Origin of the sequence: Labrys methylaminiphilus subsp. lupini (assembly GCF_051161885.1) — a bacterium.
GTDB lineage: Bacteria > Pseudomonadota > Alphaproteobacteria > Rhizobiales > Labraceae > Labrys.
In genome coordinates this window covers 4602581-4618087 of sequence record NZ_JBMDIH010000001.1, presented here as the reverse complement: position 1 = coordinate 4618087, position 15507 = coordinate 4602581, and the positions used below count along the sequence as shown (strand labels likewise).

At 64.5% G+C, this 15507-nt stretch carries 16 protein-coding genes; 8 read left to right on the top strand and 8 right to left on the bottom strand.

Annotated elements, in window-relative coordinates; all coding sequences use genetic code 11:
• Positions 1-52: 52 nt before the first annotated feature.
• From ACN6KF_RS21695 to ACN6KF_RS21685, 3 genes are all read right to left on the bottom strand, one after another.
• Positions 53-706: a Pr6Pr family membrane protein gene (locus ACN6KF_RS21695; protein WP_434958842.1), complete on the bottom strand. Its 654-nt coding sequence runs from the start codon at positions 704-706 to the stop codon at positions 53-55.
• A 177-nt stretch (positions 707-883) separates the two neighbouring features.
• The gene (locus ACN6KF_RS21690) at positions 884-1222 is read right to left on the bottom strand and encodes a hypothetical protein (protein WP_434958841.1); all 339 of its coding nucleotides are present in this window, start codon (positions 1220-1222) and stop codon (positions 884-886) included.
• A gap of 104 nt (positions 1223-1326) precedes the next feature.
• Positions 1327-2865: a YifB family Mg chelatase-like AAA ATPase gene (locus ACN6KF_RS21685; RefSeq protein ID WP_434958840.1), complete on the bottom strand. Its 1539-nt coding sequence runs from the start codon at positions 2863-2865 to the stop codon at positions 1327-1329.
• Positions 2866-3077: 212 nt separating this feature from the next.
• On the opposite strand from ACN6KF_RS21685, the gene ACN6KF_RS21680 reads away from it, so the two are divergent.
• The 3 genes from ACN6KF_RS21680 to ACN6KF_RS21670 all read left to right on the top strand — a co-directional run bounded on the left by ACN6KF_RS21680 (position 3078) and on the right by ACN6KF_RS21670 (position 6021).
• Positions 3078-3992, top strand: a complete 915-nt coding sequence (locus ACN6KF_RS21680) for a LysR family transcriptional regulator (RefSeq protein WP_434958839.1) — start codon at positions 3078-3080, stop codon at positions 3990-3992.
• A gap of 200 nt (positions 3993-4192) precedes the next feature.
• Positions 4193-4948, top strand: coding sequence for an SDR family NAD(P)-dependent oxidoreductase (locus tag ACN6KF_RS21675; RefSeq protein WP_434958838.1), 756 nt, complete (start codon positions 4193-4195; stop codon positions 4946-4948).
• Positions 4949-5019: 71 nt separating this feature from the next.
• On the top strand, positions 5020-6021 hold the full coding sequence (locus ACN6KF_RS21670; protein ID WP_434958837.1) for a zinc-binding dehydrogenase: 1002 nt from the start codon (positions 5020-5022) through the stop codon (positions 6019-6021).
• A gap of 231 nt (positions 6022-6252) precedes the next feature.
• Here ACN6KF_RS21670 and ACN6KF_RS21665 read toward each other — a convergent pair whose 3' ends face one another.
• Both ACN6KF_RS21665 and ACN6KF_RS21660 read right to left on the bottom strand, forming a co-directional pair.
• The gene (locus ACN6KF_RS21665; protein ID WP_434958836.1) at positions 6253-6687 is read right to left on the bottom strand and encodes an NUDIX hydrolase; all 435 of its coding nucleotides are present in this window, start codon (positions 6685-6687) and stop codon (positions 6253-6255) included.
• 32 nt (positions 6688-6719) lie between these two features.
• On the bottom strand, positions 6720-6902 hold the full coding sequence (locus ACN6KF_RS21660; RefSeq protein ID WP_434958835.1) for a hypothetical protein: 183 nt from the start codon (positions 6900-6902) through the stop codon (positions 6720-6722).
• Between ACN6KF_RS21660 and ACN6KF_RS21655 the strand changes: the two genes are divergently transcribed.
• Both ACN6KF_RS21655 and ACN6KF_RS21650 read left to right on the top strand, forming a co-directional pair.
• The gene (locus ACN6KF_RS21655; RefSeq protein ID WP_434958834.1) at positions 6902-7141 is read left to right on the top strand and encodes a hypothetical protein; all 240 of its coding nucleotides are present in this window, start codon (positions 6902-6904) and stop codon (positions 7139-7141) included. The genes ACN6KF_RS21660 and ACN6KF_RS21655 overlap by 1 nt on opposite strands.
• Positions 7142-7245: 104 nt before the next feature.
• Positions 7246-7680 carry a GNAT family N-acetyltransferase gene (locus tag ACN6KF_RS21650; RefSeq protein WP_434958833.1) on the top strand — a complete coding sequence of 145 codons (435 nt, stop codon included), beginning with the start codon at positions 7246-7248 and terminating at the stop codon, positions 7678-7680.
• A gap of 22 nt (positions 7681-7702) precedes the next feature.
• Here the strand turns inward: ACN6KF_RS21650 and ACN6KF_RS21645 are convergent, their stop codons facing one another.
• Both ACN6KF_RS21645 and ACN6KF_RS21640 read right to left on the bottom strand, forming a co-directional pair.
• Positions 7703-8572 (bottom strand): hypothetical protein, encoded by an 870-nt coding sequence (locus ACN6KF_RS21645; protein ID WP_434958832.1) that lies wholly within the window; start codon positions 8570-8572, stop codon positions 7703-7705.
• 158 nt (positions 8573-8730) lie between these two features.
• A complete protein-coding gene (locus tag ACN6KF_RS21640; RefSeq protein ID WP_434958831.1) occupies positions 8731-9900 on the bottom strand; it encodes a citrate synthase in 1170 nt (389 codons plus the stop codon).
• A 105-nt stretch (positions 9901-10005) separates the two neighbouring features.
• On the opposite strand from ACN6KF_RS21640, the gene ACN6KF_RS21635 reads away from it, so the two are divergent.
• On the top strand, positions 10006-11097 hold the full coding sequence (locus tag ACN6KF_RS21635) for a citrate synthase/methylcitrate synthase (protein ID WP_434958830.1): 1092 nt from the start codon (positions 10006-10008) through the stop codon (positions 11095-11097).
• Between the two features lie 56 nt (positions 11098-11153).
• Here ACN6KF_RS21635 and ACN6KF_RS21630 read toward each other — a convergent pair whose 3' ends face one another.
• Entirely contained in the window at positions 11154-12431 is a 1278-nt protein-coding gene (locus ACN6KF_RS21630; RefSeq protein ID WP_434958829.1) for an MFS transporter, read from the bottom strand.
• Positions 12432-12612: 181 nt separating this feature from the next.
• On the opposite strand from ACN6KF_RS21630, the gene ACN6KF_RS21625 reads away from it, so the two are divergent.
• A complete protein-coding gene (locus tag ACN6KF_RS21625) occupies positions 12613-13608 on the top strand; it encodes an AraC family transcriptional regulator (protein WP_434958828.1) in 996 nt (331 codons plus the stop codon).
• Positions 13609-14025: 417 nt separating this feature from the next.
• On the top strand, positions 14026-15477 hold the full coding sequence (locus tag ACN6KF_RS21620) for a biotin carboxylase (RefSeq protein ID WP_434958827.1): 1452 nt from the start codon (positions 14026-14028) through the stop codon (positions 15475-15477).
• Positions 15478-15507 lie beyond the last annotated feature (30 nt).

Here is a 15507-nt window from a genome sequence, read left to right as displayed (position 1 = left end):
GGCTGTCATCGGCAGCGTAGCATAAGCGCCATCATCATGATGCCGTCGACGCTCACTGCCGCGCCCGGACCACGGAGCCGGCAAGGGCGCGATCAAGCGCCACCAGCGCAAGGCCGAGGCCATAGAAGGCGGCGAGGATCAGCGCAGCATAGCCGAGCGCGCGGGGATAGCCGAGCACCGGCACGTTGGAAAAGGGGTAGAGATAGCGCCCCGTCAGCGCGCCATAAATCAGCGAGTAGACGACGTAGAGCGCCGGAAAGGTCAGCCAGGCCAGCGGATTGCGCCAAGTCAGCTGGCCCTTCGGCACGAAGATGAGCCAATAGAGCGTGAAGAGCACGGGCACCACCCGGTGCAGGGCGATGTCGACGGGCACGGCGAGGCCGGTCAGCTGCCGCAAGCCGGCGAGGAACACGGCATAGATCAGGCCGACGATGATGATGTAGACGGTGACGGCGGCCCGGGTCGACGGCCGGGTCAGGAAGCCTCGGGCTTCCCCGCGCAGGGCACAGGCGGTGGCCACCACGGCCAGGATCACATTGGCCTGCAGGGTGAAATAGCTGAACACGGTGACGAGCCCATCGAGCGCCGTCCGGCCCTGCGCCATCACCGCCCCGACCACGATCCAGGCACGCAGGGCAACGGCGAGCCAGGCCGTGATGGCGATCAGCGCCGCAAAAAGGCGTCCGGCTGCCTGGCTGCCCGTCATGAATCACCCCGATTGCTGCTGCGGCTGGCAGTACAGTCTAGAGCGTTTTCCAGAAAAGTTGATAGACTTTTCGATTAAGAAAACGCGTCAGAACAAAGAGTTAGAGAAAAAGTGCGACTCGCGGAAATCGCACTTTTCTCTAAGCCGCATCGGCAGAGGCTGGCCAGCGTGGAGCGATCAATAGGGATCACTGCGCTCCAGGATCTCCTGGCCCATCAGCACGCAGTCGCCCGGCAACTGGGCATAGATCAGGTGCATGCGGTAATTGCCCTTGTAGATCGAGCCCTCGACCTCGACCACGTCGAAGCGGCCCTTGCCGACCAGGGCCCCGACGGTGCCGATTGCCCTCACGCTGTTGGGATCGACCTGCGCGCGGTCGTCATTGTCGGAATGGAAGGCCAGCAGCTTGGCGGCCTGCTTCACGGCGGCATCGGCGCAATGGGGGCGGGGCGCAGCGTGGGAAGCAGCGGTGCCGGCGAGCAAGGCGAGGCAGGCGAGAAGGACGGGTATGCGCATGACATGTCTCGAGTGAACATCGCTGGGTGGTGTCTGCAGATAGCGGCTTGGCGGCCGTGTCGCCAGCCCGTCCATGTCGCAGATAGTGCGTGATAAGGTCGAGCCTAGGCCAGAACCGTCGCCCTGTCCGTCCTCGTCCGGTAGCTCAGCGCTTCGGCGATGTGGATACGGCCGACATCGGTCTCGCCGTCGAGATCGGCCAAGGTGCGCGAGACGCGCAACACGCGGTGGAAGCCGCGGGCCGACAGGCGCATGGCCTCCGAGGCATCGCGCAGAAGCTTGGTGGCTCCCGCGTCGGGGCGGGCGACCTCCTCGACCACATTGACCGGCACGCTGGCATTGGTGGAGCCGTCGGGCAGGCCGAGTGTGCGGTAGCGTTGGGCGGCACGGTCCCGGGCTTCCGCTACCCGGGCCGCCACCTCGGCCGAGCCTTCGGCGGGCGGTGGCAGGATGAGGTCGGCGGCGGAGACGGCGGGCACCTCGACGACGATGTCGATGCGGTCGAGCAGCGGGCCGGAGATGCGGGCCTGATAGTCGGCGGCGCAGCGCTCAACCGGCCCGCGCCGGCAGGCGAAGCCCGGATCGTTGGCCTTGCCGCAGCGGCACGGATTCATGGCCGCGACGAGCTGGATCCGGGCGGGATAGGCGACGCGGGCATTGGCCCTGGCGATCACGGCCTCGCCCGACTCCAGCGGCTGGCGCAGGGCATCGAGGGTCTGCGGCGCGAATTCCGGCATCTCGTCGAGGAAGAGCACGCCGTGATGCGAGAGCGACACTTCGCCCGGCCTGGCGTGGATGCCACCGCCGATCAGGGCCGCCATCGAGGCCGAATGATGCGGGGCGCGGAAGGGGCGCCGGCTGGTGAGTTCGCCGCCGGCGAGCTGGCCCGCCACAGAATGGATCATCGAGATTTCCAGGAGCTCGGCCGGCACCAAAGGCGGCAGGATCGAGGGCAGTCGCGCCGCCAGCATGGACTTGCCGGAGCCGGCCGGGCCGATCATCAAGAGATTATGCGCACCGGCGGCTGCCACCTCCAAAGCGCGCTTGGTGGTCTCCTGGCCCTTGATGTCCTTGAGGTCGGGCAGGGCGGCCGCTGGCGCGGCGATGCGCGGCTGCGGGCGGGAAAGCAACTGCGTACCCTTGAAATGATTGACGAGCTGGATCAGCGAACGCGGGGCGAGAATGTCCATCTCGGGGCTGGCCCAGGCCGCCTCCGGCCCGCAGGCGGCGGGGCAGATCAGGCCAAGCCCGCGGCCATTGGCGGCGACGGCGGAGGGCAGCACGCCGGCGACCTTGGTGATGGTGCCGTCGAGGCCAAGCTCGCCAAGCACGCAATAGCCCTCCAGCGCGTCATGGGGAATGGCGCCGATGGCGGCCATCACCCCGAGCGCGATGGGCAGGTCGAAATGCGAGCCCTCCTTGGGCAGGTCGGCCGGGGCGAGATTGACGGTGATGCGCTTGGCCGGCAGGGCCAGGCCGGCGGCGGTGAGGGCGGCGCGTACCCTCTCGCGCGCTTCCGACACCGCCTTGTCGGGCAGGCCGACGATGGTGAACACCACCGAACCGGTCATGATCTGGACTTGCACGTCGACCTGGCGCGCTTCCACGCCTTCGAATGCCACCGTCGCAACGCGCGATACCATCTCGTTTCCCCGTCAGCCTGCTCGACGATAGCGGGGAAGCGTGGAGCCGCCAAGCAAAATGAGAACAAAACGTGATTATAGACTGCGAAATCGATAACGCTTCGTGGTTTATGTGACCGTTGCGCATGGCAAGACACTTGTACCGATCAGGAATGGAAACGCCGAACGAGCTGGGTATAGTCATCCCAGCGCTCCGATCAGGCAGGCCTCATTTGGATCAGATACTCGCCATACGGACCTTCGTTCGCGTCGCCGAAGCCCGGTCCTTCGCCAAGGCCGCGGACGCAATGAGCCTGCCCCGTTCCTCCGTCAGCAAGCTGGTGCAAGATCTCGAGGCGCATCTTGGAACGAAGCTTGTCGAGCGAACGACACGCTCGGTGACAATGACCACGGAGGGCGCCGCCTATCATGAGCGCGCGCTGCGCCTTCTGGCCGATCTCGACGATATGGACGGCACCGTCGCCGGCTCTCGCAGCACCCCGAAGGGCAGGCTCCGCGTGGACATCGGATCGGTTCTGGCAAACAGGATACTGATCCCCTGCCTCTCGGACTTTCAACGCCAGTATCCGGACATCGACCTTCTTCTGGGCGTCAGCGACCGCTCCGCTGATCTCATAGGCGAAGGAATAGACTGCGTCATCCGTGGCGGTTCCCTCGTCGATTCTGCGATGAAGGCAAGGAAGCTGTGCGAGCTTGATTATGTACTCTGCGCAGCGCCCACTTATCTCGAAGGTCGGGAGCCGCCCGCTCACCCCGACGATATCCACGGGCACCGGGTCGTCAGCTATTTTTCGGCATCGTCTGGAAAACGATTTCCATTGCGCTTCCAGAGGGTTGACGAACGGATAGAGTTCATCCCGTCGGCGAGCGGCCTCTCGGTCAACGAGAGCACCGCACATCTCAATTCGCTGCTTGCCGGCTTGGGGATCGGGCAGAGCTTCGGTTTTCTTGCAAGACCTCATATTGAGTGCGGCTCGCTGGTCGAATTTCTTCCCGCCTGGAAGCCGGAGAACCACGTCCTGCACCTCGTCTATCCCGCAGATAGATTTCCCAATCCTCGATTGCGGGCATTCGCGGATTGGGCCCAGCAAGTATTCGAGCGCGTCGACGCCAGGCGTGGCGACTAGGTGCCCGAGATTGTCCATGTGAATGGATAATCTCTTCATGCCGGGCCGCTTCTCGCCGTCGGACTGACGAATTAGCTTCTCCACATCGGACGGCAACGACAGGCCAAGGGCCAACGCCACTTCCCGAACAGTTTCAAAGCATCATTGGCCGCGTTCGCTCGGGATGATCCGCTACGCGTGCCCAGTAGCAGGAGAGTAAGATGACCAATAGACTTGCGAACAAGATCGCCGTCGTTACCGGCGCAACCAGCGGCATCGGCCTTTCGACCGCCAAGCTCTTTGCGGCCGAAGGCGCCCGCGTCTATATCACCGGCCGCCGCAAGGACGCTCTGGACAAGGCAGTGGCCGAGATCGGCAAAAGGGCAGTCGGTGTTCAGGCAGATTCCAGCAACAATGACGATCTCGACAGGCTCTTCGCTCAGGTGAAATCGGAACAGGGGCGCCTGGACGTCCTCGTCGTTAACGCAGGCGGCGGCAGCATGCTTCCGCTTGGCCAGATCACCGAAGAACAAATTGACGACACCTTCGGCCGCAACGTGAAAGCCGTCATATTCACAGTGCAGAAGGCGCTCTCGCTGTTGGGCAAGGGCTCGTCCGTCGTACTGACCGGTTCCACCGCCGGTACCGAAGGCACCGCTGCTTTTTCCGTTTACTCGGCGTCCAAGGCGGCCGTCCGCAACCTGGCCCGTTCCTGGGCTCTCGACCTCAAGGGCACCGGCATCCGCGTCAACGTCGTTTCGCCCGGTGCGACCCGCACGCCCGGCCTCGTCGAGCTTGCCGGTGACGACAGGGAGCAGCAGCAAGTCCTCCTGGACTACCTTGCTTCGCGCATTCCGCTCGGTCGCGTTGGAGAATCGGAGGAAATCGCCAAGGCGACGCTATTCCTGGCTTCCGACGATGCAAGCTTCGTCAATGGCGCCGAGCTCTTCGCCGATGGCGGCCAGGCCCAGGTCTAATCTTGAGTCGGGATCTAGTCTTGAGACGGGGGCGGCCGGCAACTGCTCCCCATTTTCCAGGAGGGTCAGCAATGCGCGCTACAGTCTATTTCAAGCACGGAAAGCCTGAAGAGGTCCTTCAGACTGTCGAAGTCGAGGAGCTCGAGCGCCCGGGACGCGACGAAGTTCTGATCCGCGTCCTCCTCCGTCCCGTTCACCACGGCGATCTGCTCGGCGTAACAGGACGCTACCAGCCGGGGTCGATCGTCCCGGAGGGCGGCGTCCGTGTCGGCTTCGAAGGCTATGGCATCGTCGAACAGGCAGGGGACGGAACGGATCTGAAGCCAGGAAGGCGCGTTGCCTTCTTCCCCGGACGCGGAGCCTGGAGCGAGAAGGCCCTCGTTTCCGCCGCGTACGTCACCGAGATCCCCGACGATGTGTCGGACGAGGCTGCGGCGCAGCTTCACGTCAACCCGCTGACGGCTGCGCTTCTCCTCAGAGCCGTCGAGACCTCGGGGGCGAAGCCAGGTCGCGATTCCGTAGTACTCACCGCCGCGGGGGCCGCCGTTGCCAGATTGACGATCGGGCTTCTTATCGAGCGCGGATTCGATGTCGTCGGCATCGTCAGACGCGAGGCCGGCGTGAACGAGCTCAACGTCGTGTTTCCCGATCTGCCTGTTGTCTCCACCGACAAGCCCGGTTGGCAGGAGAAGGTCATCGCCGCGGCGGACGGGCATCCGATCTCCGTCGTCCTCGATCCGGTTGGCGGCGAAACGGCAAGTGCCGCTGTCGGGCTGCTGGCTCAGGGCGGCAGCCTTGTTTCCTACGGCGATCTTTCCGGCCAACCGATTTCCGTCCCGGCACTCTATTTTTCGACCCGCGATATCCGCATTTCGGGAGTGACGATCGGACGTTGGTCGAACCTGCCCGCCGAGATTCGCAAAGCTGATCTGGAGCTGGCGCTCGAACTTGCTTTTACCAAACCGGAACTGTTCACGGTCGAGAAGACATTCAACTTCGCGGATGCGGGGCAGGCTGCGGCACTTGTCGAAAAGCCAGGCAGGACTGGTACGGTCCTCCTGGCGTCGCGCTGAAACGTCTTGCGATTTGGTGGAATCACCGGGAAACCTTGCCGCCAATCGCGCGGGAATGGCGCCGTCGAGGCCGAGCTCGCCCAGGGCAGGTCGGCGATGGTGAACACCAGCGAACCGGTCACGATTCGGACCGACCCGGGCAGATCGCGGGTCTATCCATGCCGTCGTTCTTGAAATGGAGGCGCAGCTATTTCAATGCGCCTTTGCGAGATCGACAGATCGTAAGGCGTTTCAGGGTTTCACGCCCTGCAGCAACGACGATAATCCCGGCTCTTCGACGACGAGAGCCGCATCTGCCGGCAGGACCCACCGCACCTGGCGCTGACCGATTTCTTTCCAGGTCGGCAATGTCGCATTCACATGCAAAGGGTACACTGAGACCTCGACGAGATCGAAGTGCTCCGCCCGGCGCTTCCAATAGACGAAGCTGCCGCAGGGTTCCTCGGCGACCGTTCCGACCAGGCCGGCTTCCTGTTCGGCCTCGATTCTCGCGGCTTCCCAATCATCGCGCCCTTTCATCGGCCATCCCTTCGGGATCGACCAACGGCTGGTCTCGCGCGTGGTGATGAGGCACACTTCGAGCTGCCCATCCCGTTCGCGAACGGGAAGGGCAGCCACTTGATGCCGTATATCGGGCTGGCGCTTCTTTTTGTCCTTCTTGGGCATGGCTTGGTCAGTATAGCGCAAAAGAGCGGATATTATGTCAGATATTCGACCTTGATTGTTGTTTTGGCAACATATGGCGATCGAAAGAAAGCCTGCTGCTCCCGCTGGCGATGGTTGGGTTCCATTCCCTGTGCGAGATCCGAAATGCGCGCCAGTGACGCCATCGAATGCCGATTGCCTTTTATACCGACCTGCAGGGTGAGGATGATCGCCAATGGATCCCAAGGAAGAATGGCTCCGCTATAGCGGCTGGGACGCCAGCGAGCATGACCGCTGGTTGCGCGACAGGATCGCGTCGCTCTTCGACCTGCAGAACCCCAACCCGAGGCAGCAACAGCTGCTGCATATGGCGAGCTTGCGGTTGACGCTTCAGGATCTGCCGGCCGCCGCCTATCCAGGCCAGGAGGCTGAGCTTCGCGCTTTGGCGGAAATCGAGTTCAAGGACCCGGCCTGAGCGGCGGAGGCCAAGAGCGAAGATTCGAGAACGAAGACTCAATCGAAAGTGAGCTATCAATGCCCATGGATGTCCGGATCGCGTCTCCTCGGGACGCCGGCCCGATGGCCCTACTCATCAACGAGATCATTGCGATCGGAGGAACCACGGCGCATCGCCGGCCCTTTGACGAGCATCGCATCCTTGATGAGTTCATCGCCGCCAAGCGCGGAATCTGCTGTTCCGTGGCGGTCGACGATGCGCAGATCCTGGGGTTCCAGGCCCTCGAATGGTGCGATCCGGACTGGCCGGGCGAGGACCGTCTGCCGGCGGACTGGGCGGTCATCGGAACCTATGTGGTACCTGAGGCGCATGGCAGGGGCATTGGGCGAGCCCTGTTCCGGGAGACGGCGGGAGCCGCCAAGGTGGCGGGCGTGCGCTTCATCGACGCCACCATCCGCAAGGAGAACGCTGGCGGCCAGGCCTTCTATGGAAGTATCGGCTTCGTCGATTACCGCGGGGGAGCCGAAAGCGTTTCAAAGCGTTTTGCGCCCGACTGACGCCTGGCATCGTAGGACCGGTCTAAAGGGCTGGGAGGATGGCGAGGGTATCCTTCAGAATGTCGGCCGGGATGAGGCCCCTGTTGTCCGTGGCGGACTGGATGTTGTAGAGCCACCATTGTCCGTTGGCCTTGGCATAGGTCAATCGGATGAACATGGCATCCTTGTCGCTGACCACGGCATAGTAGAACTGTTGTCGGAATCCATCCATTTCCCTGTCGATGATCTTCCGAATGTGGCTGAGATTATACGGCTTCATAGTGTCGACGAAGTTGTCGATGGAGCTCTTCGTGCGCTCGCTGATATCGGGGATGGCTCTCTGAATTGCGGTTGTGACGCTCTCGTAATCTCGCTTGGCAATGCCGGCCATGGTCTTCTCGCTGGTTTCGTCGACCACTGTGGCCGGCCCTGTCCGGTTGGTGCCGGTCAGGCCGACCACGCTGCCTTCGAGGAGGCTAGCCGGAAAGAGCGCGTCCGAGGAGCCGGTCGCAAAGCGAGAGGCAGCATGGCGCCAACCGGTATCGCTCATCCGATAGGTAAAACGCAAATAGACCGGCGTGTAATCGTCGGCGCGCATTGAAAAATAGATCTCGCGTACGGCCTCCGGGAAGGAGAGGTCGAGCACCTTGCCCGTCGAGGTCAGCTTGCGTCCTTTCAGCGAGATGAGGGCGTCGCGCAGGCCCTTGCCAAATTCGCAGTCGGTGGGGTTGCCGGCACCGCAGGCGACTTTCATCACGCCGTCGAAATCCTGCCGGACCAGCGCATCGACATAGTCTCGAACCTGGGTTTCGGGATCGTCGACCGGCGGTATCTCCGCAGCCGCGGTCAAGCGGGTGAGGCTGAGACACAAAGCGAACGACAGAAGGAGGCGGTGCATGAGGTTGCGGGGCATCCGCGTTTCTCCAATGGGGCGGAATCGTGCCTGATCGCGAAGGAAATGAATATCGCGTGCGACCGGACCGGGCGGACGCAAGCATGAAACGGGCCCTATTGCTGTGCCCCGAGGAACAGGGCCGTCTACGGTCACAAAAGCCGGCCTATTGGTGGGGATCAGGCCGTTTCGACAGCCGCCATCTTCAAGGCCGGACCGTCATAATGCGCACGCGGGCGGATCAGGCTGCCCCGGGCCGTCTGCTCGAGCATATGGGCGATCCAGCCGACGGATCGGGCGAGGGCGAAGAGCGTGAACGGGGCGCTCGCCGGCAGGCCGTAATGGTCGGCCAGGGCCGCGAGGGCGAAGTCGACATTCGGTGGTTCATCGCTGTGCTCCGCCACGGCCTCGCGGATGCCCTCATAGATCTCGCTGCAGGAGAAGCAGGCCAGCAGGGCGGCCGCCCGTGGATCCCCGTTGGGATAGAGCGGGTGGCTGAAAGCGGGCAGGCGATGGCCGCGGGAGAGCCAGTCATGCACGGCGCGCCGGGGGCCGACCCGGCGGGCGGTCTCGGCCAGGGCCTGTACGCTCACGGCGGCCGTGCCATGCAGCGGTCCGGCAAGGGTGCCCAGCCCTGCCAGCAGGCCGGCGGCCAGCGGAGCGCCCGTCGATGCGGCCGTGCGGGCGGCGAAGGTCGAGGCGTTCAGCTCGTGATCGGCCAATAGCACCAAAGCCCTCCGGATGAGGTCGGCGGCATTGGGAGCCTGCCAGGCCAATGCCGCCCGCTGGTGCAGCGGCAAGGCGCCATCGGCCCCGCCCCCGAGCATCGCCGCCGCCATGGTGCCGACCAGCCCCGCCGCTTCCCGGCAGAGCACGGCATGCGAACGCCCGCCGGTGGGAAAGTCGTGGCTGGCCCGCCTCGCCAGAGCGAGCAGCGCGGCTTCGAAAGGGTTGGCCGGGATCGGCATGCCCCTGACCGTGGCTGGGAAGGCGAGATCGACCCTTCCGACCTGCCAGAGTAGCTTGGCGGTCTCCTCGAGGCTGGCATGGTCGGAAAGGCCGATGGCATCCTCGCCGCGATACCACAAGCGGCCGTCCGATATCGTCGACAGGCCGGAGGCCAGCACGGGCTCGCCGAAGGAGATGGTCTGCGTGGCGACGTCGGCGACGCTGCGGCGCCCGGCATGGCGTCCTGCCAGCCGCTTGACGTCCTCGCCATGGTAGAGGCTGCGCCGCACATCCTGCGGATGCGGTTTGGTGCGGATCCTGCCGCGGCTGACATTGGCATAGAGCGTCTGCGGCTGGACCTTGAGGACGGCGAGAGCTTCTTGCGAGGTGATCCAGGGCATCGGCGCAAACCAGGCTGATATATTGACGATATCTATCAAGATTGACGTCAATGCTAAAGCGTCAGCATGCTTGTCGCAATACGAGGTTTCATTGAGGAGATTGCGATGAACAATGGATTGGACGATGTCATTGCCACCGAGACCGTGATGTCGGACGTGGACGGCCTTGCCGGCCGGCTCGTCATTCGCGGCCATTCGCTCGACGATCTGGCCGGCCATGTCGGCTATGAGGAACTGGTCGGCATCCTGCTGGACGGCTTCTTCCAGGATCTGCCCGGTCCGAAGGAACTGGCGTTCCGTCTCGGCGAGGCCCGCCGCGAGGTGTTCGAGGCGCTGATCCCGGATGGTCTCGCCGCCGAGAACCTGCCGGCCACCGATGCCCTGCGCGCGGCCCTGGCCCGCCTTGATGACGGTGAGGATCTTGCCCTGGCGCTCCGACTGATTGCTGCGCCCGCCGTGCTGACCCCGGCCATCATCCGCCACAAGCGGGGTGAGGCGGCCATCGCGCCGGATCCGGAGGCCGGCCATGCCGGCGACATGCTGCGCATGCTGCATGGCACCGTGCCTCGCCCGGAAGCGGCCGCTGCCCTCGACACCTACCTGGTCACGGTCAGCGACCACGGCCTCAATGCCTCGACCTTCACCGCCCGGGTCGTCGCCTCGACGCAGGCCGGCCTGACCTCGGCGGTACTGGCGGCACTCAGCGCCCTGAAGGGCCCTTTGCATGGTGGCGCGCCGGGCCCGGTACTCGACATGCTCGACGGCATCGCGGCTTCGCAGACGGCCGAGGCGTGGCTGGAGGCAGCTCTCGACAGGGGCGACAGGCTGATGGGCTTCGGCCATCGCATCTACCGCGTGCGCGACCCGAGGGCCGAGGCGCTCAAGCGGGCCGTTACGGCGCTGTTCGGGCCCGGCAAGAACGACACCGGTCGCCTCGCTTTGGCCGAGCATGTCGAAGCGGCCGCGACCAGCATTCTTGCCCGCCGCAAGCCGGACCGCTCCCTTCAGATCAATGTGGAGTTCTATACGGCGTTGCTGCTCGAAGCGCTCGGCTTCCCGCGCGAGAGTTTCACCAGCATCTTCGCCACCGGGCGGGTGGTAGGCTGGATCGGCCATGCCCGTGAGCAGGTGCTCTATGGCCGGCTGATCCGGCCGCAGTCCCGCTATGTCGGTCCGCGGCCGGACCAGGCCGCCTGAAACGCGCGAAAGCGGGCTCCATCACCAGAGCCCGCTTTCGTGTCTTTTGCTGGACCTCAGGCTGTCGCTGTCGCCAGGCGCGACCGCACGCCGGCCAGGATGAGCAGGACGGCCAGCAGGAGAACCAGGCCGGCCGCGACGAACACGCCGCTCGCGCCGCTGACGTCGAAGATCGTGCCGCCGCCGGCGGCGCCGAGGGCGATGGCAAGCTGGATCACCGCCACGATCAACGCCGTGCCGCTTTCGGTTTCATCCGGCACCGCGCGGGTGATCCAGGCCGTCCAGGCGACCGGCACTGCGCCGAAGGCGAGGCCCCACAGGGCAATCAGCACGGTATCCGCCAGGGGAGCGCTGCCGAGGCCGGCGAGCATCAGGCCGAGCACACCCATCGCCAGGGGCATCGCGGCCAGGGTCAACCTGAGGCTGCGCTCGAGGAGGAAGCCGCCGAGGAAGGTGCCGAGGAAGTTGGCGATGCCGAAACCGAGCAGGATCGCCGACATCGTGCTCACGCCGACCCCCGTCACCGTTTCCAGGAAGGGCCGGATATAGGTGAAGAAGGCGAAATGGCCGGTGAACACCAGGGTGACCGCGACCATGCCGAGGCCGATCTGCGGGCGCATCAGCACCTCCCACAGCGTGCGCAGGCGGGCATGCCCGCGCGGCTCCAGGCGCGGAAGGGTAGCGAACTGCACCACCAAAGCGAGGACGCCGAGGCCGGCCCCCATGATGAAGACGGCCTGCCAGCCGGCTATGTCTCCGACATAGCTGCCGACCGGAGCGGCGAAGACGGTTGCAGCCGAGACACCGCTGAACAGGATCGACAAGGCGCGCGGCACCATCGCCTCCGGCACCAGCCGCATCACGGTGGCGGCAGACATGGTCCAGAAGCCACCGAGCGCGATACCGAGCAGCACCCGCCCGAGAATCAGGAAGGCCAGGCTCGAGGCGGAGGCGACCAGCAGGTTGGAAGCGATCAGCAGGATCGAGAAGGCCAGCAACACCACACGGCGGTCGAGACGCCGCGTCAGCGTCACCACGAGCAGACTGGTGATCAGGGCCACCGTGGCGGTTGCGGTGACGGCCTGCCCGGCCACGCCTTCGGTCACGCCGAGATCGCGGGCCATCGGCGTCAGCAGGCTGGCCGGCAGGAATTCCGCCGTGACCAGGCCGAACACGCCGAGCATCATGGAGATCACGGCGCCCCACAGGGCGTTCTGCGATCCTGGTGCAGCCGTCACGTCGGCCGCGGGAATATCGTCCTTGAAAGCCCGGTGCGGGCTGCGATCCAGCTCGATCGCATCAAGCGTCGAGGCGGTCTGCAACGCTTCGCTCATCTGTCTTGTCCTGTCGAAGTGACCTGGAGCAAAATGCGTTCAGGCGGAAACGCTCATTTGCTCCAACTCTTTGGTTTGACGCGTTTTTGCGATTCTTGGTGTCCCGCCAAATCGCAAAACGCTATCGCGTTGCAGCAACATAGGGTGGACATGTCGGACGATCCATGTCATCAAATCCGGAATGCTTTACCATTCGTCCGGACTTGAGCGCGTGCGCCGCGATAACCCGCCGGCAGACCTGATGAGCGAATTGCTCCTCGGAATGCGTCTCAACGGCGTGCAATATCGGCGCCTGCATGCCGCGCCGCCTTTCGGCGTTCATTTCGGCACTGTCGAGGGACGGGCCCAGTTCCATTTCGTCGCCTGCGGTACGGTCTATCTGCGCATGGCAAGCGGCGCGGTGCACAGCCTCGGGCCGGGCGATGCGGTGCTGCTGCCGCGTGGCGGAGAGCACGACCTCGTTTCCGCACCGGACCTGCCGAGCCAGGATGTCGGCACCTACGAGGCAATCCCGCTCTGCAAGAGCGTCAGCGCCGTCTCGGCCTGTGCCGAGGAGACCTGCCCGAGCCGGCACGCCCATGTCTTCAGCGGTTGCATGGAGTTCGATCTCGGCGGCATGCATCCGCTGGTCGCCCAGATGCCGGAAGTGATGCTGGTCGGCACGCTGCTGGAGCGTCAGCCGGAAATCGAGCCGATGCTGCGGGCGATGGAGCGCGAGGTGCTCACCGAGCGCGTCGGCTCGGCAGGCATCCTGGCGCGGCTGGCCGACGTGGTGTCCGCTTCCATCGTGCGCGGCTGGGTGGAATGCGGCTGCGGAGAAGTGGGCGGTTGGCTGGACGCGCTGCGCGATCCGCGCTTGAGCCGTGCGATCGGCGCCATGCATCGCGACCCCGGCCGGGACTGGACGGTGGCGGAACTGGCCCAGGAGATGGGCGCCTCGCGTTCGGTCTTCGCCGAGCGTTTCCTGGCGGTGACAGGCCAGACGCCTTTGCGTTACGTCACCGAGTTGCGCATGCGCCTGGCAGCCGAATGGATCGGACGCGACCGCATGTCGATCGACACGGCCGCCCAACGCCTCGGCTATGCCTCGCAGGCTGCTTTCAGCCGCGCCTTCAAGCGCGTGACAGGCATGCCGCCGGGTGCTCTGCGCACGGAAGGCCCCCACGCGCAAGCCTGAGGGCGGCAAAAGACGACACCGATGAAAGTGTGGCTTTCTCCTTCTGCAAGACGAGAAGGCAGTCTGGCTTCATGTGTCTCGACCGAGATCCATCATCCGTTATGGCTATTGCTGGCCCGGTTGCCGGCCTGCTGGAAGTGTGTCAGAAATTTGGCGGAGAGGACGTCGCCCCATAGAAGGGAGCCTCATGCCGGCTGGTGAGCCTGTTGTCGCCTGGTTGAGCCGTCGCAGGCATGCTGCGGCACTTTTGGAGTGCGACAAGGGTGGCTGGGCCAAGCGCCTAGTTTTCACCTCGCTGGTTTTCCCTCGCCGATACCCCACGGGACGACGGTGCGCTCTTCGAGCCCCGCGCTTCGCCTCTTTGGCCGTACAAGCCCTCCAACAACGGCAAACCCTGCAGAGAAAGGGATCCCCATCATGAGCGGACGTGAGAAGCTGCGCAGCCTGAGCGATATCTATCGTTTCCTGCGCATGAACGAGACGCCGATCTATGTCGTCACGCCGACGCCCTTCAACCTGCTCGGGCTCGATGAGTGGGTGGGTGGCCTGGAGTTCATCAATTATTTCGACATTTTCGACGGCAGGCACCCGCGTGTCTTCGTGCCGCCGCGCACCGGGCCGGTCGAGTTCAAGTCGATGGAGGACGTTGCCAACTATCTGGTGGCGCACCCTGCCTTCAGGGCTCGTATCCGCAAGAAGCCGCGTGGCAAGGCGATCTTCGTGATGTTCGACGAGGAGACCGAGGAACTCTGCGCCGAAGCCGGTGTCGATGTTGCCCTGCCGAAGGCCGCCTTGCGCACGAGGCTCGATTCCAAGATCGAGACGACGCGGCTCGGCAATGAGGCGGGCGTCGCCAGCGCCCCCAACACCATGGGCTTGGCCAGCAGCTACGAAGAACTCGGCGTGCTGGCCGCTGCAGCGGGTCTCGGCAGCGACCTCGTGGTGCAGACGCCCTATGGCGACAGCGGGCGCACCACCTTCTTCGTCAAGAGCCAGGCCGACTGGGATAAATACGCCGCCAAGATCATCGGCCAGGACTTGAAGGTGATGAAGCGCATCAATCACCTCCCCGGCACCATCGAAGGCTGCTGCACCCGCCACGGCACGCTGGTCGGCCCGGTGATGACCGACATTACCGGCTTTGCCGAGATCACGCCCTATAAGGGCGGCTGGTGCGGCAATGACGTCTCGCCGACCATTCTGCCAGGCGATGCGCCCGATCGGGTGCGCGAGATGGCACGCAAGCTTGGCGACCGGCTCTATGAGGAGGGCTATCGCGGCGTGTTCTGCTGCGACTTCCTGCTCGATACCGATACGCACGAGGTCTATCTGGGCGAACTCAATCCGCGCGTCTCCGGCGCTTCGCCGCCGACCAATCTGATCACCACCATCTATGGCGGCTGCCCGCTCTTCCTGTTCCACCTGCTCGAATTCCTCGAAGTCGATTACGACCTCGACGTCGAGGCTGTGCAGAGCCGCTGGAAGGAATATGACCACTGGACCCAGCTCATCCTCAAGCAGACCGAGGATAAGGTGGAAATGATCACGCGGGTGCCGCAGTCGGGCATCTGGCGCATGAATGATCGCGGCGAGATCGCCTATCAGCGCTCCGCCCTCGACCTGACCAGCGTCGGCGACGAGAACGAGGCCTTTTACATGCGCGTGTACGGCGTGGGAGAATATTGCTACCATGGCGCCGATATGGGCTGTCTGCTGGCGCGAGGCCGGATGCAATCAGACGCCCGGGAACTGCTGGCGCGTGCCAAGAAATGGAACGCCGGCATCAAGGCGCAGTTCGAGTCGGTGCCCCTGTCCGCGATGACCGCCATCGTGCCGCCGGTGGACATGCCGTCGGCCAAATGGATCTAGCGGAAGTGGATCTGACCGAACGCGCCCGAA

Excerpts from the sequence above, each read along its gene's own strand:
- ACN6KF_RS21670 (WP_434958837.1), top strand. The coding sequence starts at position 5,020 with ATGCGCGCTACAGTCTATTTCAAGCACGGAAAGCCTGAAGAGGTCCTT.
- ACN6KF_RS21685 (WP_434958840.1), bottom strand. The coding sequence starts at position 2,865 with ATGGTATCGCGCGTTGCGACGGTGGCATTCGAAGGCGTGGAAGCGCGC.
- ACN6KF_RS21695 (WP_434958842.1), bottom strand. The coding sequence starts at position 706 with ATGACGGGCAGCCAGGCAGCCGGACGCCTTTTTGCGGCGCTGATCGCC.
- ACN6KF_RS21675 (WP_434958838.1), top strand. The coding sequence starts at position 4,193 with ATGACCAATAGACTTGCGAACAAGATCGCCGTCGTTACCGGCGCAACC.
- ACN6KF_RS21645 (WP_434958832.1), bottom strand. The coding sequence starts at position 8,572 with ATGCCCCGCAACCTCATGCACCGCCTCCTTCTGTCGTTCGCTTTGTGT.
- ACN6KF_RS21655 (WP_434958834.1), top strand. The coding sequence starts at position 6,902 with ATGGATCCCAAGGAAGAATGGCTCCGCTATAGCGGCTGGGACGCCAGC.
- ACN6KF_RS21640 (WP_434958831.1), bottom strand. The coding sequence starts at position 9,900 with ATGCCCTGGATCACCTCGCAAGAAGCTCTCGCCGTCCTCAAGGTCCAG.
- ACN6KF_RS21630 (WP_434958829.1), bottom strand. The coding sequence starts at position 12,431 with ATGAGCGAAGCGTTGCAGACCGCCTCGACGCTTGATGCGATCGAGCTG.
- ACN6KF_RS21690 (WP_434958841.1), bottom strand. The coding sequence starts at position 1,222 with ATGCGCATACCCGTCCTTCTCGCCTGCCTCGCCTTGCTCGCCGGCACC.
- ACN6KF_RS21650 (WP_434958833.1), top strand. The coding sequence starts at position 7,246 with ATGGCCCTACTCATCAACGAGATCATTGCGATCGGAGGAACCACGGCG.
- ACN6KF_RS21625 (WP_434958828.1), top strand. The coding sequence starts at position 12,613 with ATGCTTTACCATTCGTCCGGACTTGAGCGCGTGCGCCGCGATAACCCG.
- ACN6KF_RS21665 (WP_434958836.1), bottom strand. The coding sequence starts at position 6,687 with ATGCCCAAGAAGGACAAAAAGAAGCGCCAGCCCGATATACGGCATCAA.
- ACN6KF_RS21620 (WP_434958827.1), top strand. The coding sequence starts at position 14,026 with ATGAGCGGACGTGAGAAGCTGCGCAGCCTGAGCGATATCTATCGTTTC.
- ACN6KF_RS21635 (WP_434958830.1), top strand. The coding sequence starts at position 10,006 with ATGAACAATGGATTGGACGATGTCATTGCCACCGAGACCGTGATGTCG.